Source organism: Frankia sp. CeTa3Moorea, from assembly GCF_978021225.1.
Genome location: NZ_CDXDOR010000046.1, coordinates 1 through 15,730, shown reverse-complemented (window position 1 = coordinate 15,730; position 15,730 = coordinate 1). Strand labels below are relative to the sequence as shown.

The 15,730-nt window shown below is 71.6% G+C and carries 12 protein-coding genes and 1 pseudogene; all 13 read right to left on the bottom strand.

Annotation, left to right across the window (positions count from 1 at the left end):
* Positions 1 to 104: 104 nt before the first annotated feature.
* Positions 105 to 605 carry a hypothetical protein gene (locus tag AC08OV_RS10695; protein ID WP_476613159.1) on the bottom strand — a complete coding sequence of 167 codons (501 nt, stop codon included), beginning with the start codon at positions 603 to 605 and terminating at the stop codon, positions 105 to 107.
* Positions 602 to 1,993, bottom strand: coding sequence for a hypothetical protein (locus tag AC08OV_RS10690; RefSeq protein WP_476613158.1), 1,392 nt, complete (start codon positions 1,991 to 1,993; stop codon positions 602 to 604). The genes AC08OV_RS10695 and AC08OV_RS10690 overlap by 4 nt, the downstream gene beginning before the upstream one ends.
* 11 nt (positions 1,994 to 2,004) lie before the next feature.
* Positions 2,005 to 3,771 (bottom strand): Hsp70 family protein, encoded by a 1,767-nt coding sequence (locus AC08OV_RS10685; RefSeq protein WP_476613157.1) that lies wholly within the window; start codon positions 3,769 to 3,771, stop codon positions 2,005 to 2,007.
* 65 nt (positions 3,772 to 3,836) lie between these two features.
* Positions 3,837 to 4,571 (bottom strand): 4-hydroxy-tetrahydrodipicolinate reductase, encoded by a 735-nt coding sequence (dapB, locus tag AC08OV_RS10680; protein WP_476613164.1) that lies wholly within the window; start codon positions 4,569 to 4,571, stop codon positions 3,837 to 3,839.
* A 121-nt stretch (positions 4,572 to 4,692) separates the two neighbouring features.
* Positions 4,693 to 6,093, bottom strand: coding sequence for a M16 family metallopeptidase (locus tag AC08OV_RS10675; protein ID WP_476593255.1), 1,401 nt, complete (start codon positions 6,091 to 6,093; stop codon positions 4,693 to 4,695).
* 9 nt (positions 6,094 to 6,102) lie between these two features.
* Positions 6,103 to 8,301 carry a polyribonucleotide nucleotidyltransferase gene (locus tag AC08OV_RS10670; protein WP_462185765.1) on the bottom strand — a complete coding sequence of 733 codons (2,199 nt, stop codon included), beginning with the start codon at positions 8,299 to 8,301 and terminating at the stop codon, positions 6,103 to 6,105.
* Positions 8,302 to 8,584: 283 nt separating this feature from the next.
* Entirely contained in the window at positions 8,585 to 8,854 is a 270-nt protein-coding gene (gene rpsO, locus AC08OV_RS10665; RefSeq protein ID WP_462202578.1) for a 30S ribosomal protein S15, read from the bottom strand.
* Positions 8,855 to 9,037: 183 nt separating this feature from the next.
* Positions 9,038 to 9,967: a bifunctional riboflavin kinase/FAD synthetase gene (locus tag AC08OV_RS10660; protein WP_476594812.1), complete on the bottom strand. Its 930-nt coding sequence runs from the start codon at positions 9,965 to 9,967 to the stop codon at positions 9,038 to 9,040.
* A 67-nt stretch (positions 9,968 to 10,034) separates the two neighbouring features.
* A complete protein-coding gene (gene truB / locus AC08OV_RS10655) occupies positions 10,035 to 11,012 on the bottom strand; it encodes a tRNA pseudouridine(55) synthase TruB (RefSeq protein ID WP_476613156.1) in 978 nt (325 codons plus the stop codon).
* Positions 11,009 to 12,097: a DHH family phosphoesterase gene (locus tag AC08OV_RS10650; protein WP_476613155.1), complete on the bottom strand. Its 1,089-nt coding sequence runs from the start codon at positions 12,095 to 12,097 to the stop codon at positions 11,009 to 11,011. The genes truB and AC08OV_RS10650 overlap by 4 nt, the downstream gene beginning before the upstream one ends.
* Positions 12,098 to 12,176: 79 nt before the next feature.
* On the bottom strand, positions 12,177 to 12,719 hold the full coding sequence (rbfA, locus tag AC08OV_RS10645) for a 30S ribosome-binding factor RbfA (protein WP_476613154.1): 543 nt from the start codon (positions 12,717 to 12,719) through the stop codon (positions 12,177 to 12,179).
* A gap of 100 nt (positions 12,720 to 12,819) precedes the next feature.
* Positions 12,820 to 13,119 (bottom strand): annotated as a pseudogene (locus AC08OV_RS10640) (DUF503 domain-containing protein); the annotation flags it as partial.
* 78 nt (positions 13,120 to 13,197) lie between these two features.
* A partial coding sequence (gene infB / locus AC08OV_RS10635) for a translation initiation factor IF-2 (RefSeq protein WP_476619612.1) occupies positions 13,198 to 15,730 on the bottom strand: 2,533 nt, incomplete at its 5' end.

Genomic DNA, 15,730 nt, shown 5'->3' with positions numbered 1-15,730 from the left:
TTTCCTGTCACCGAGGGTGCCCGGCTCCCTCCGGGAGCTGTCAATAGCCGTGCCGGATCCACCTGCATTGGATGAGCAATCCACCGCCAGGGGACGGGGCACGGTCACCCGCGGAAGTGCCGCTCGAGGGCGATCGCGTGACGCATCGCGGCGCGTCCCCGGTGGGTGTCCCCGGCATCTCCATAGGAGACCGCGAGCCGGTACCAGCGACGCCATTCGCCCGGCGCCGCCTCGGCCTCCGCCCGACGCTGGGCGAACGCGGCGTCGGCCGATGCGCGGTCGATCCGGCCCGACGGCCGGCGCACGAGAACCGGCTCGTCGGCTCGGGCGCCGGGGTCGAAGCCGTGGGCGGTGCCGGGCTCGACGTCAGCCGTCGCATCCGCGGCTACGTCGAACATCCGGGCAAGCCGCTCGGTGTCGCGGCCGAAACGCAGCTCACGCAGGATGACGACGGCGCCGATCAGCGGAAGCAGCACGACACCGAGACCGAGTCCACGGGCCGCCCAGCGATCGTCGCCGAGCAGCTGGATTCCCCGCCACCCGATCAGCCCGAGGTAGAAGCCGCACGCCGCGACGAGCACGGCCACCAGCCACCGGGCCCTCACCTGGACGCCCCGCCCGATGCCGACGCCACCGGACCGTCCGGATCCAGCCGGATCCGCGCCCCGGGTGCCGCCAAGGTCGCCACAACCAGCCGTCCCGACTCCCGAAGACAACCGAAGAGCGCCACATACAGGGGTCGCGTCGCCGGCAACGGGACTCCGCCGTCGATCTCGTAACGGGTGTTGGTCACCTTACGCACCTGTGCCTGTGAATCATCCGCGCCGACCGGCGGAGCGTCCACCCGCCAGGCGAGCATCATCTCCGTGCAGCCCGCGGGCCAGGTCCACCGTAGCCGGTCGTGCTCCAGCCGCAGGTCCGAAGCGGCGGAAAGCTCGTCGGCGGCGGTGCGCGGCGCCGACGGCCGGTCCGGTGCGGCCTCCGGACGCCCGGAGGTCGTCGGCGGCGATGCCCACGGGGACGGGGAGGGGAGCACCCTATGCTCCCGGGCGAGGGCGGTGACCACCCCCCTCGCCCGGGCGGCGTCAAGCCCGTCCGCCTCCGCCTCGGCGACCAGCGCCGCGGCCTCCACGGGGAGCAGCACGTCCTCCACAAGAACGGCCGCGGCCACCCGCGGGCGCAACCGCTCGGTCGTCGTCACGGCGAGCGCATCGAGGTAGGCGTCCGGCTCGCCGTCGACCAGCAGCGCACCGACCGCGGCCAGGAGATCGTCGAGCAGTGCCCGCCGGCGGTCCGGCCGACGGGCCCGGTTGCGGACGAGCGCCGCATCACGCACCGCTCGGATCTCCGCCCGGCCGGTGCCGGGCCGCACCCCGATCAGGTCGAACAGGCTCCGGGGCGGGGTGCTTCCGGTGATCCGGCCCAGTTCATCGAGATCTGCGCGGACCTGGCCGAGTACCTCGGCGGGGATCGCGCCGGCCGAGGCCTCCGTGGCGGAGCTCCGCGATCCGGCAGGCAGGGCCCGATGACGCCGGATCCGCAGCGTGAACGCGGGGTCGTCGATCCCCTGGGATGCCGCCAGCGCCCGCAAACCGGCGATCTTGTCCTCCGGGAGTCCACCGAACCGGGCGACGAGTCGCCCGACCGCGGCGTCCAGGGAGGCGAATCGTTCGTCGTCCCGGGCGGCGCGGGCGGCGGCGACCCGGTCCCGCAGCTCTAGGCGCGCGGTACGGGTCGCCAGTGCCGCGACGAGCTCCGCGTGCAGCCCCAGCAGGCCGATAATCACTCCTCGGTAGCGGGGGTGGTCCCGGCTGCGCTGCCAGAACGCCCAGACATCCGCGGTCCTGGCCTCGATTGCGGCGTCGTCGAGGGTGTCCACCTCGTCGAGCGGGATGTCGTAGATCTCGAAGGGATCGCTGTGCTCGGCCCCGCCCCGGCTGTGCACGACGGCGAGGACCCGACGACGGTAGTCGTTGGAGTCGAAGGACCGCATCGCCGCGCCCCTCAGATCCATCCGCTCGGCGCACCACCCGGGCCGCCGCGCTCCCGGCGGGCCCGGGCCACCTGTTCCCGCTCGCGGGCGACGTCGGCCTGGCTCAACGCGGCCGAGGTCTCCACCCGTACCGTGAGCGGCCGGTCGACGAGACCCTCATGCGTCGCCGTCACCTCCAGGATCCCATCGAAACCCATCCGGAAAATGATCTCAATCTGGGAGCCGGCCGGAAAACCGGGCGGGATACCCGTGATCTCGGCCTCGGCAATGACCTTGTTGTCCTCGATACGCGCCGATTCGACACCACCGGCCTGTTCGACGACGTAGACGGTGACGGCGTCCTGGTCGTTGCGCACCGTCCCGAACGCGCGCCGGACGGCGATCGGAAGCCGGTCGTTGCGGTGCACCAGGAAGACTGCCCCCTGTTCACCGAACCGGTTCAACGCCAACACCCCGAAACCACGCGAGACAACGTTGACGACCTGTACCTCGACGGTGCGGCGCACCCGCTGGGCGGGCAGGCCGAGGACGCTCGCGAGCCGCCGGCACGCCGCGTCCAGGTCCGCTGGGGCGGCGGTGTCCACGGCAGCCCCGTCAACCAGCTGACCGCGGGTCACCAGGTCGGCGGCCACCAGGCGTTCCAGCGCCTTCTTCTCCCCGTAGATCGCGGCCCCGCGGGCCACGGCGAGGTCGGGATCGGTCAACTCGACGGGCACGGCGAACTCGGCGGCGAGGCGCCTGGCCACGGCCGGCATCCGCGCCGCGCCGCCGACGAGCAGGATCCGGTCGATCCCCCGCACCCCTCGGGCCCGCGCGGCGTCGACCGCGACCCGGGTAAGGGTGATCGTCCGGTCAAGCAGACCGGCGGTGAGCCGTTCGAGTTCGTCGCGGGTCAGCGTGACCTCGGTGGACAACCCGGCGTGCTCGACCAGGACCGTCGTCGATGCGACGTCGGTCAGCTCCCGGCGGGCCCGTTCGGCGGCGAGCGCCAGCACCTGGGCGGCCTCGCCGTCGTCGAGCGGGTCCCGGGCGCCGGGATGGGCCGCGAGGAACCGGTCCCAGAGGAAGAGCACCACCTTCTCGTCCCAGTCGGCACCGCCCAGCTGATGGTCACCGTCGATCGCCACCACCGACACCCGCCGGTCGGCGAGCTCGACCACGGTGACGTCGAACGTACCGCCGCCCAGGTCGTAGACGAGCGCGACCTCCTCCGCCGCCATTCCCGGACCACCGAGCGTACGCCGTGCACCGATCTCGAAGCGGGCAAAGCCGTAGGACAGCGCCGCCGCGGTCGGCTCGTTGATGACGTCGACGACATTCAGCCCCGCGTACTCACCGGCAAGCACCGTCGCGCGGCGCTCCTCGTCCCCGAAGTAGGCCGGAACGGTGATCACGACGTCCTCGACGGGCTCGCCGGTGGTGAGCGCGGCGTCGGAGACCAGCGCCTTGAGGATCAGACCGCTGACGGCCGGCGCCGACCAGGCCGCGCCGCGGGTGACGAAGCGCCAGTCCCCGTCCCCCATCCGCCGCTTGACCAGGGAGCACACGTCGTCGGGGCGCGCCCGGGCCAGCCGCCGCGCGGTCTCCCCGGTGATGTAGTCGTCGGCCCCCACGAACAGCACCACGCTCGGCAGCGTCCGCGCGTCGTCGGGCAACGGCACGATCTGCGGCTCGCCGGAACCGGACACCCGGGCCAGGCAGCTAAACGTCGTACCAAGATCGATACCGAAGATGCTACGGGTACCCGCCGGGAAACGACGGTCAACGTGTCCGACCACACCCGGAAACCTATCTTTCGCGGCCCGTGGTGACAGCAGACACCTGCCCCGAAGTGCCCGCGGCGCTAGTCCAGGTCGAGCAGCGACTCCAGACCGACCGTGAGTCCCGGTCGCTCGCCGACCTTCCGCACGCTCAGCAGCACCCCCGGCATGAACGAGGTGCGGTCGTAGGAATCGTGTCGCAGGGTGAGGGTCTCCCCCGCGCCCCCGAGCAGGACCTCCTGATGCGCGACGAGCCCGGCGAGGCGGACGGCATGCACCGGCACGCCGTCGACCCGGGCGCCGCGGGCACCGTCGAGGGCGGCGGTCGTCGCGTCCGGGCCGGCCACCGGCAACCCGGCGGTGGTACGCGCCGCGGCGACCAGCTCCGCGGTACGCCGGGCGGTGCCGCTCGGCGCGTCGGCCTTGCCGGGATGGTGCAACTCGACGATCTCCACCGAGTCGAAGAACCGGGCGGCCCGGGCAGCGAACGTCATCATCAGCACGGCGGCTACCCCGAAGTTCGGCGCGACGAGCACCCCGACCCCCGGTGCCACGGCCAGCCAGCCACGCAGGGTCGCGAGCCGCGGCTCGTCGAAGCCGGTGGTGCCGACGACGACGTGCTTGCCGGCCTGGACACACCAGCGGAGGTTGTCCATCACCGCGTCCGGGGTGGTGAAGTCGACGACGACGTCGGCCGCGGCGAGCGCACCACGGTCATCGCCGACGCCGAGGGCCGCGACCAGCGCCAGGTCGGCGGCGGCCTCGACGGCAGCACACACCGTCGACCCCATCCGTCCCCGTGCACCGAGCACCCCCACTGCTATCCCTGTTGCCGGTATCCCTGTTGCCGGTATCCCGGTTGCCGGGACAGCACCGGCTGCCGGGCGGGAGTCGGGGTCGGACATTCAGTGAACCTCGAACCTCTCGGGAGGAGAGCCGCTAACGGGCGACGGCGGCGCTGAAGTCGTGGTCGTCGAAGGGTCCGATAACGCCCAGGGCCCAGGACTGGTCCAGCAGCTCCCGCGCGATCGTGGTGACGTCGTCGAGGGTGACCGCGCCCACCCGGGCGATAATCTCGTCGACCGGCAGGACCTCACCGTGGACGAGCTCGCTCTTGCCGAGACGGCTCATCCGGGATCCGGTGTCCTCCAGGCCGAGAATCATCGAGCCGCGGTTCTGCCCACGGGCCCGGTCGAGTTCCTCGGCACTGATCCCGTGCTCGGCGATCTGGCGTACCTGCTCACGGGCGAGCTCGAGGACCATATCGGCACGCTTGGGGGCGCATCCGGCATAGACGCCGAACAGGCCCGCGTCGGCGAAGTGGGAGGCGAACGAGCCCACCGAGTACGCCAGCCCCCGCTTCTCCCGGATCTCCTGGAACAGCCGCGAGCTCATCCCACCGCCTAGCGCCGTCGACAGCACGCCGAGCGTGTAACGGCGCGGATCGTGCCGGGACAGTCCCCTGGTGCCGAGCACGAGATGCGCCTGCTCGGTCGGCCGGTCGGTCACGACGATGCCGGGCGGCTGCGGGTAGTCGTACGATCCGCCACGTACCTCGAACGGCTCGGCGCTCACTGTCAGACGGTCGGCGAACGCCTCGGCTACCAGCGCCAGCGCCCGGTCGTGCGCCAGGTTGCCGGCGATGGAGACCACCATCGCCGGCGGGATGTACCGGGAGCGGTAGTAGTCCGCGATGGTCTCCCGGCCCAGCCCCTCGATCGACTCGGTCGTCCCGAGCACCGGGCGGCCGAGCACCGACGACCCGAGCATCGCCTCCGCGAACACGTCATGGACGAGGTCACCCGGGTCGTCCTCGTACATGGCGATCTCCTCCAGGATCACGCCACGCTCGGCCTCGACGTCGTCGGCCGTCACCAGCGAGTTGGTGACCATGTCGGCGATGACGTCGACGGCCATCGCGAGATCGGAGTCGAGCACCCGCGCGTAGTAGCAGGTGTACTCCTTGCCGGTGAAGGCGTTGATGTCCCCGCCGACCGCCTCGACCGACGCGCTGATGGTCAACGCGTCCCGGCTGGGCGTGCCCTTGAACAGCAGGTGCTCCAGGTAGTGGGAGCATCCGGCGGTCACCGGCGTCTCGTCGCGCGAGCCCACCCCGACCCAGACGCCGATCGCGACCGAGCGCACCCCGGGGACCCGCTCGGTGATGACCCGCAGACCGCCGGGGAGCACGGTGCGGCGCACCGCGCCGTCCAGCAACGATTCGCCACCGACCCCGCCAGCGAGCAGGTGCGCGGCCCGGGAGCCGGGAACCGGCTTGTTCCGCGGCGCGCCGGCGGTCCCCGCGGAGCAGGTCAGGTCGGGCGTGGGAGTATCGGACACGACGGGCCGTCAGGAGGCCGCGGCCGCCGCGTCGGCGGCTTCGGCGGCTTCGGCGCTCGGGGACAGGCTGATCTTCCCGCGGCTGTCGATCTCGGTGATCTCGACCTGGAGCTTCTGACCCACCGTCAGGACGTCCTCCACCTTCTCCACCCGCTTACCGCCGGAGAGTGTCTTGAGCTTGCTGACGTGGAGCAGGCCGTCCCGGCCCGGGGTGAGCGAGACGAAGGCCCCGAAATTGGTGATCTTCACAATCGTCCCCAGATAACGCTCGCCGACCTCGGGCATCTGCGGGTTGGCGATCGCGTTGATCGCCGACCGGGCGGACTCCGCCGACGGACCGTCCACCGCGCCGATGTAGATCGTCCCGTCGTCCTCGACGGTGATCTCGGCACCGCTGTCCGCCTGGATCTGGTTGATCATCTTACCCTTGGGTCCGATGACCTCCCCGATCTTGTCCACCGGGATCTTGACGGAGATGACCCGCGGGGCGTGAGCGGACATCTCGTCCGGGCTGCCGATGGCCTCGGCCATCACGTCAAGGATCGCGAGCCGCGCCCCGCGCGCCTGCTGGAGCGCCGCGGCGAGGACCGAGGCCGGGATGCCGTCGAGCTTGGTGTCGAGCTGGAGCGCGGTGACGAAGTCCCGGGTGCCGGCGACCTTGAAGTCCATGTCCCCGTAGGCGTCCTCGGCCCCGAGGATGTCGGTCAGGGTGACGTAGGAGTCGTCGGCGTGGATGAGGCCCATCGCGATCCCGGCGACCGGCGCCTTGAGCGGTACCCCGGCGTTGAGCAGCGACAGGGTGCTCGCGCACACCGAGCCCATGCTTGTCGACCCGTTCGAACCCAGCGCCTCGGATACCTGCCGGATCGCGTAGGGGAACTCCTCGCGGCTGGGCAGCACCGGGAGCAGGGCCCGCTCGGCGAGTGCCCCGTGGCCGATCTCTCGGCGCTTCGGCGAACCGACGCGGCCGGTCTCGCCGGTGGAGTACGGCGGGAAGTTGTAGTTGTGCATGTACCGCTTGGTGCGGTCGGGGTTGAGCGTGTCGACCGTCTGCTCCATGCGCAGCATGGCCAGAGTCGTGACGCCGAGGATCTGCGTCTCGCCCCGCTCGAACAGCGCCGAGCCGTGTACCCGCGGGATGTAGTCGACCTCGGCTGACAGCGCGCGGATCTCGGTTGTCGAGCGACCGTCGATGCGCACGCCCTCGGTCACAATGCGGGAGCGGACGAGCTTCTTGGTCAGCGCCCGGTAGGCGGCGCCGATCTCCTTCTCCCGCCCCTCGAACTGGGAGGCTACCTTCTCGGCCGCGAGCTGGCGGGCCCGGTCGAGCTCGTTCTCGCGCTCAGCCTTGCCGGGGATGCGCAGCGCGGCGGACAGCTCGTCGCCGATTGCCGCGGACAGCGCGTCCAGCACGTCGTCGTGATGGTCGATGAAGACGGGGAACTCCCGGGCGGGCTTCGCGGCGAGCGCGGCCAGCTCGTTCTGGGCCCGGCAGAGCTCACGGATGGCGGGCTTCGCCGCCTCGAGGCCCGCGGCCACGACCTCCTCGGTGGGAGCCGGCGCGCCGTGCGCGAGCAGTTCGACCGTGCCCGGGGTCGCCTCGGCCTCCACCATCATGATCGCGACGTCCGAGCCGTCCTCGATCACCCGACCGGCCACGACCATGTCGAAGGTCGCCCGAGCGAGCTCCGCATGGGTCGGGAAAGCGATCCACTCGCCATCGACGAACCCGACCCGGGTCGCGCCGATCGGCCCGGTGAAGGGCAGGCCGGACAGCGTCGTCGACGCGCTGGCCGCGTTGATGGCGACCACATCGTAAAGGGTGTCGGGATCCAGGGCGAGCACGGTGGCCACGACCTGGATCTCGTTGCGCAGCCCCTTGGCGAACGACGGCCGCAGCGGCCGGTCGATGAGCCGGCAGGTGAGGATCGCGTCCTCGCTGGGGCGGCCCTCCCGCCGGAAGAACGAGCCGGGGATGCGCCCGGCCGCGTACATCCGCTCCTCGACATCCACCGTCAGCGGGAAGAAGTCGAGCTGTTCCTTGGGCTGCTTGCTAACCGTCGTCGCCGAGAGCACCATCGTGTCGCCCAGGTAGGCGACGGCGGAGCCGGCGGCCTGCTTGGCGAGACGCCCGGTCTCGAACCGAACCGTCCGGTCTCCGGCCGGGGTCGCGATGACCGCTTCGGCCGCATGTGTCGAGTCGTCCACTCGAACCACTCCATCCTCTTCCTCGGCCGGATCCACGCGGCCGATCCTCTTCTGCGGCCGGGTCCATGCCAACGAGGATGCCGGTGCTCAGTCGAAGCCCCCGGGTCCGGTGCCCGTACCCATCCCGGCGACCACGACCGAGGACCGGCGGCTCGCACCACCATGGACCCGGCCAGGTCCTCCACACCGCCGAGCGGACGACTCCGCCGACGGCTCGACGCATTCGGTACCTACCCCCAATGCGTCAGAGGGAGCGTCCCGCCCGGGCCGCTCCCTCTTCGCGCTACCGCCGTAGCCCGAGTCGCTCGATCAGAGCGCGGTATCGGTTGATATCCGTCTTCGCCAGGTAGTTCAGCAGCCGTCGGCGACGGCCGACGAGCAGCAGCAGACCGCGGCGGCTGTGGTGATCGTGCTTATGCGCCTTGAGATGCTCGGTCAGGTCACTGATCCGACGAGTCAGCATCGCGACCTGCACCTCAGGCGAGCCCGTGTCCCGCTCGACGGTGGCGTAATCGGACATGATCTTCTGCTTGACGTCGCTCGCGAGCGGCACGCTCCACCTTCTCCTTCTGTTTCGGGACGGCGCGCGTCCGGGGTCTTCCCCACCCGGACCGATCACCGGACCTCGGCATCATCGCCGTCCGGTCCGGACACACCGCACCCGCCTGACCGGGAAGCCTATCAACCCGAGGGGAACCGCTCGGCCCCCGGCGGAGTGAGCCGAGTTCAGCCGAGTTCAGACGAGCAGGGTTGCCGCGCGGGTGGCCTCCACATCCGCGGCCATCTGGGTGACGAGCTCGGCCACCGAGTCGAAGCGCAGGGTCGGACGCAGCCGATGGGTGAACTCGTAGGCCATGTACTCGCCGTAGAGATCCTCGTCAAAGTCCAGGAGGAACGCTTCGACGCGCCGGTCGCGTCCCTCGAACGTCGGATTCGTGCCGATCGAGATGGCGGCGGGCTGGCGGCGGCCGGACCAGCAGGCAAAGCCCGCGTACACGCCGTCCGCCGGAACGGCGGCCCAGGGCGTCACCTGGATGTTCGCCGTAGGATAGCCGATGGTGCGGCCACGCGCGTCGCCGTGCACGACGACACCCTCGACCCGGTGCGGCCGGTCCAGCGCGGCCGCCGCGGCCGCTACGTCGCCCTCGGCCACCCGGGCACGGATCGCCGTCGAGGAGAGCACCTGCTCGCCGGAGCGGACGAGACGGACCCCGTCGACCTCGAATCCCTCCCGGGCGCCCGCCTCCGACAGCGTCGCGAGCGTCCCGGCGGCCCGGTGACCGTAGGTGAAGTTCTCCCCCACCACGACCACGCTCGCCCGCAGCCGCTCGACCAGTATCCCGTGCACGAAGTCGGCCGGGGAGACCCGGCTGAACTCCAGCGTGAACGGCTCGACGCAGAGCGCGTCCACCCCGGTCCCGGCCAACAGCTCGGCCTTGAAACGCAGCGTCGTGAGCAGGGCGGGATGGCTGCCGGGTCGCAGCACCTCACCGGGATGCGGGTCGAAGGTCAACACCAGCGAACGCTCACCGCGTTCCCGCGCCAGCCGGACCGCCCGGCCGATGATCTGCCGGTGCCCGAGGTGCACCCCGTCGAAGAAGCCAATCGTGACGACCCCGCCCCGCCACTCGACAGGCGTGTTCTCCGCTCCTCGCCACGTTCGCACGTGCGAAGCCTAGGACATTCTCGTGGGGCGCTGTCGGGCCGCCGAGCCCCGGCCGGGGGCCGCCAGACTAGACCGGGGCGAAGACGACGAGCGACCGGACCGCACGCTCAGTCTCCTCGACCAGGGCCAGCACGGTCCCGTCGGGACCGAAGACGCCGTACGTGCCCGGCCGTCCTACCGGGGGCAACCGCCGGCCATGGGACACGTCCGCCGCCGCCTCCGCCGTCACGTCGCGGCGCGGGAAGCCGGCCGCGACCGCGTCGGTCAGCGACGTGACCGCCCGCGACCCCAGCTCGGCGAACGTGTCGAGAGTCACTGCGCCCGCCAGGTCGAAGGGACCAACGGCGGTGCGCCGCAGGGCGGTCAGATGCGCCCCGCAGTCCAACGCCGCCCCGAGATCACGGGCGAGCGCCCGCACGTACGTTCCGCTGGAGCAACCGACCGTGACCTCCAGATCGGTTCCGGCCGGGTCCACCGCCCCATCGCCCGCGGCCCGCCGCGCCAGCAGGTCGAAGCGGTGGACCGTCACCCGGCGTGGGGCGAGATCGACCACCTCGCCGGCCCGGACCCTGGCGTACGCGCGTACCCCGCCCACCTTGACCGCGCTCACGCTGGCGGGAACCTGGTCGAGCACCCCGGTGAGGGCGGCCATGGCCCGGGTGAGCCGGTCGGCGTCGACGTCCACCGGACGGTCCTCGACCGGCGCGCCCTCGGCGTCGTCGGTCGTGGTAGTCCGGCCGAGCCGGATCGTGGCGTCGTACGCCTTGCCGGTGAGGGCGAGATGCCCGAGCAGGCGGGTTCCCCGGCCGGCTCCCAGCACCAGCACACCCGTCGCCATCGGATCGAGGGTGCCCGCGTGGCCGATCCGGCGCTGCCCGAGAATGCGCCGCGCCCTGGCGACGACGTCGTGCGACGTCCAGCCGGCCGGCTTGTCCACGACGACGAGCCCGTCGACCTGTGGCCCGGGACCGGTCCCGGATCCCCGGCGGGATGCGGCTCCCCCCGGCCGCGCGGGTCCCCGGGTGGATCCCCCCCGGGTTCTCACCGCGGGCTCCGGGCCGCGTTCCCCGGGCCTCCCAGGCGCGGAGCCTGCGCCAGCGCGTCCCGGAGCACGCCCATCAGCTCGTCGAGCGTCGTCCCGCGGGAGAATCCGGCGGCGAAGCGATGGCCGCCACCACCGAGAGCCGTACAGACCGCGCCAACGTCGACGTCCCCCTTGGAACGGGCCGAGACCTTCCAGACGTCACCATCCTGCTTGCAGACAAGGGCGACCTCGGCCTCCGACACGGTGCGCACCGTGTCGATGAGCCCCTCGATCTCGTCGTACTCCAGTCCCGCGGCGCGCAGATCGGCCTGGCTGCACCAGGACCAGACGAGGTCGTACTCGGGCTCCAGCCGGACGCGGTCGAGAACCTCCCCGAGTAGCTTGAGATAGCCGAAGCGGTGGGTGTCCCACAGGGCACGGCTGATCAGGTCGGGACGGATGCCCGTGGCCAGCAGCCGGGCGGCCAGTTGGTGCACCGCCGGTGTCGTCGCGGCGAAACGGAACGATCCCGTGTCGGTCACCAGACCGGTGTAGATCGCTGTCGCGATGTCCCGGTCGAGCCGCACGCCCAGGGCATCGATGAGGTCGACGACCATGGCGCTGGTCGAGGCCGCCTCGGGGTCGACCAGGTTGAGATCGCCGAACCGGGTGTTGGAGGCATGGTGGTCGACGACCAGGACCCGGCGACCGGCCGTGGTGCTGGCGAGCCTGCCCAGCCGGGACCGGCTGCCGGCGTCCAGGGTCACCACGAGACCCGGCCGGCCGGTGACGGCCTCGGGAGCCACCAACAGCTCCTGACCGGCGAGGAAGCGAAGCACCCGGGGAACGACGAAGGGATCCGCGTCGAAGGATACCCGCGGCCTTCCGCCCAGCGACCGCAGCGCGAGCCCCAGCGCCAACGCCGATCCGAGACTGTCCCCGTCGGGGTTCACGTGGGCGATCAGCAGGATGTCGTCACCGGCGTCGATCGCGCCGGTCAGTGCGGTCACCGCGGCCTGGAAATCACCGGTCGGACCGGCACCGCCCGGGCAGGAGCGGCTGACCGGCGCCGCCGACGGGTCCACGAGATCGGTCGCATCGCTCATCGTCAGTTCCCATCGCCGCTGTCTCGTCCCATCGCAGCTGTCTCGTGTCTGTCACCGCGGTGTCCCGGGCCCGTACCCGTCATCCCTCCTGCCGGGCCGTCCCGCCGTACTCGCCCACCTCATCCAGCTCGCCCAGCTCATCGGGCTCATCCAGCTCATCCAGCTCATCCGGCTCATCCGGCTCATCCGGCTCGTCGGTGGCGGAGCGCGGCCGGCGGTAGGGATCGTCGTCGCCCGCCGGGCGAGCATCCCGACGGACCTCGGCCAGATACGCGTCACGTTCCCGGGCAACGCTGATCAGCTTCTCCAGATGCTGGGCGTCGTCGGGAAGCCGGTCATGAACGAAGGTGAGCATCGGGGTCACCTTCACCCCCGTGGCCCGGCCGACCTGGCTGCGCAGCAGCCCCCGGGCGGATTCGAGCGCCTGGGCCGACGCCTGCCGCGCCGTCTCATCGCCGTAGACGGTGTAGAAGACCGTCGCGTCGACCAGATCCGGCGTCAGCCGCACATCCGTGACGGTCACCATGCCGAGTCGAGGATCCTTGACGCCACGCTCCAGCGTGGACGCCACGACCTCGCGGATACGCACGGCCAGCCGCCGTGCCCGGGCCGGATCAGCCACCGTCCACCTCCTCGTTCGCCGGTCCCGTCAGCGGCACGCTCACCGCGGCAGATGCACCGGGTGCGTGCGGTTCGCCGGGTGCGTGCGGTTCGTCGTCCGCGTCGTCCGCGTCGTCCGCCGAGAAGTAGCGCGCCCGCGCGGCGAGCACCTCGACGTCCGGTCGCTGGGCCACCAGCTGCTCGCAGGAACAGAGGACCTCAACGCAGTGCGCCCGGTCCGCGGCGACGACCGCCATCCCGATCTCGGCTCGCCGGTACAGATCATGATGGCCGGTCTCGGCCACGCTGAGGGCGAAACGGCGACGCAGCTCCGCCACGATCGGCCGCACCACCGACCGTTTCTCCTTCAACGAGTGCACGTCACCGAGCAGCAGATCAAGGCTGAGGGTTCCGATCCACATGGTCGTCTCCCGCCGCCGGGCACACACCGCCGGTGACGATCGGGCAGGCAGCTCGATCGTCACCGGCCGCGGGCGTGCTCAGGCGCGGGGAACCTCCCGTTGCTCGAACGTCTCGATCACGTCATCGATCTTGATGTCGTTGAACGACCCGAGACCGATACCGCACTCGTAGCCCTCGCGGACCTCCGTCGCGTCGTCCTTGAAACGCTTGAGCGACTCGACCGTGAGGTTGTCGGCCACGACGACGCCGTCGCGGATGAGCCTGGCCTTGGTGTTCCGCCGGATGACGCCGGAACGGACCAGACAGCCGGCCACGTTGCCGATCCGCGGCACGCGGAAGACCTCGCGGACCTCGGCGGTACCGAGCTGCGCTTCCTCGTAGACGGGCTTGAGCATGCCCTTCAGGGCGTTCTCGATGTCCTCGATGGCCTGGTAGATCACCGAGTAGTAGCGGACCTCGACGCCCTCACGGTCGGCCAACTCCGTCGCCTTGCCCTGCGGCCGGACGTTGAAGCCGATGATGACCGCGTCGGAAGCCGACGCCAGCATCACGTTGGTCTCAGTGATCGCACCGACCCCACGGTCGATGATCCGCAGACCGACCTCGTCGCCGACATCGATCTTGAGTAGGGCGTCCTCGAGCGCCTCGACCGAACCGGACACATCGCCCTTGAGAATGAGGTTGAGCTGGGTCTTCTCGCCCTCCTTCATCCGCTCGAGGATCGTCTCCAATGTCGGACGGCCTCGGCTCAGCGCCAGCTCCGCGTTGCGCTCGCGGGCCTGACGACGTTCGGCGATCTGACGGGCCACTCGGTCCTCGGGCACCACCAGGAAGTTGTCACCGGCGTCGGGAACGCTGGTGAACCCCAGGACCTGGACGGGCCGGGCCGGGCCCGCCTCGACCACCTGACCACCGTGTTCGTCGAGCATCGCCCGAACCCGACCGAACGCCTCGCCGGCGACGACCGAGTCACCGACCCTCAGCGTGCCGCGCTGGACCAGCACGGTCGCCACCGGACCCCGGCCCCGGTCGAGCCGGCCTTCGATGGCGACACCCTGCGCCTCGACCTCGGTCGGAGCCCGCAGGTCCAGGGAGGCGTCGGCGGTCAGGACGATCGCCTCGAGCAGGCCGTCGATGTTCGTCCGGTTGCGGGCGGAGACGTCGACGAACATCGTGTCGCCGCCGTACTCCTCCGCCACCAGGCCGTACTCGGTGAGCTGGCCCCGTACCTTGGCCGGGTCGGCGCCCTCCTTGTCGACCTTGTTGACCGCCACCACGACCGGGACGCCGGCCGCCTGGGCGTGGTTCAGCGCCTCGATGGTCTGCGGCTTCACCCCGTCGTCGGCGGCCACGACCAGGACCACGATGTCCGTCACCTGCGCACCGCGGGCCCGCATGGCGGTGAAGGTCTCGTGGCCCGGAGTGTCGATGAAGGTGATCGGACGCTCGTCGCCGTCGACCTTGGCCCGCACCTGGTAGGCACCGATGTGCTGGGTGATACCACCGGCCTCGCCCCCGACCACGTCGGTGGAGCGGATGGCGTCCAGCAGTTTCGTCTTACCATGATCGACGTGACCCATGACGGTCACGACCGGCGGCCGGGAGCTGAGCTCGACGTCGTCGCCGTACTCCCCGCCGAAGGAGAGGTCGAAGCTCTCGAGGAGCTCCTTGTCCTCGTCCTCCGGACTGACGATCTGGACCTCGTAGCCGAGCGTGACGCCCAACAGCTGCAGCGTCTCGTCGGTGCAGGACTGGGTCGCGGTGACCATCTCGCCGAGCTGGGTGAACACGACCTGGACCAGAGCGCCCGGGTTCGCGTCGATCTTGTCGGCGAAATCGGCCAGCGAGGCGCCACGCGGAAGCCGGATGGCCTGCCCGTTGCCGCGGGGCACCATCGCGCCCATGCGCGGCGCTTCGAGCCCGCTCTCCCATTCCTGCCGCTTCGCGCGCTTGGACTTGCGCTGGCGACCGGGGCGACCACGGCCACCGGGGCCGAAAGCGCCCGCCGTGGTCCCACCGCGGCCACGGCCGCCGGCCGCGGGACGACCGGGCGCACCGCCACCGCCGCCGCCGCCACCACCGGGACGACCGGGCGCACCGCCACCGCCACCGCCGCCGCCGCCACCGGGACGACCGGGCGCGCCACCCCGCCCGGCGAATCCGCCGGGACGCGGACCGCCGCCACCGGGACGACCAGGAGCGCCCCCACCTCCCGGGCGCCCGGGAGGACCACCGGCGGGTCGAGGCTGGAACATGTTCGCGTTGGGGCGCGGCCCCCCGGTGCCACCTGGGCGGGGCGGCATGCCACCCCCCGCTCCGGACCGTGGGCCACCGGGGCGTGGCGGCATCCCGCCGGGAGTGGGCCGTGGACCACCGGCGCCGGCGCCACCGGGTCGCGGTCCACCCGGCCGGGGGGTGCCTGGCCTGGGGGTGCCCGGCCGCGGGGCGCTGGGCCGGGGAGTGGACGCCGACGGCGGACCCGACTGACCGGCCGACGGGCGCGGCCCAGCGGACGGGCGCGGCCCAGCGGATGGACGGGGCCCGGCGGACGGCGTCGTGTAGGGGTTGTTACCGGGCGCAGCCGGCCGGGGTCCGGGGCGCGGGCCAGGC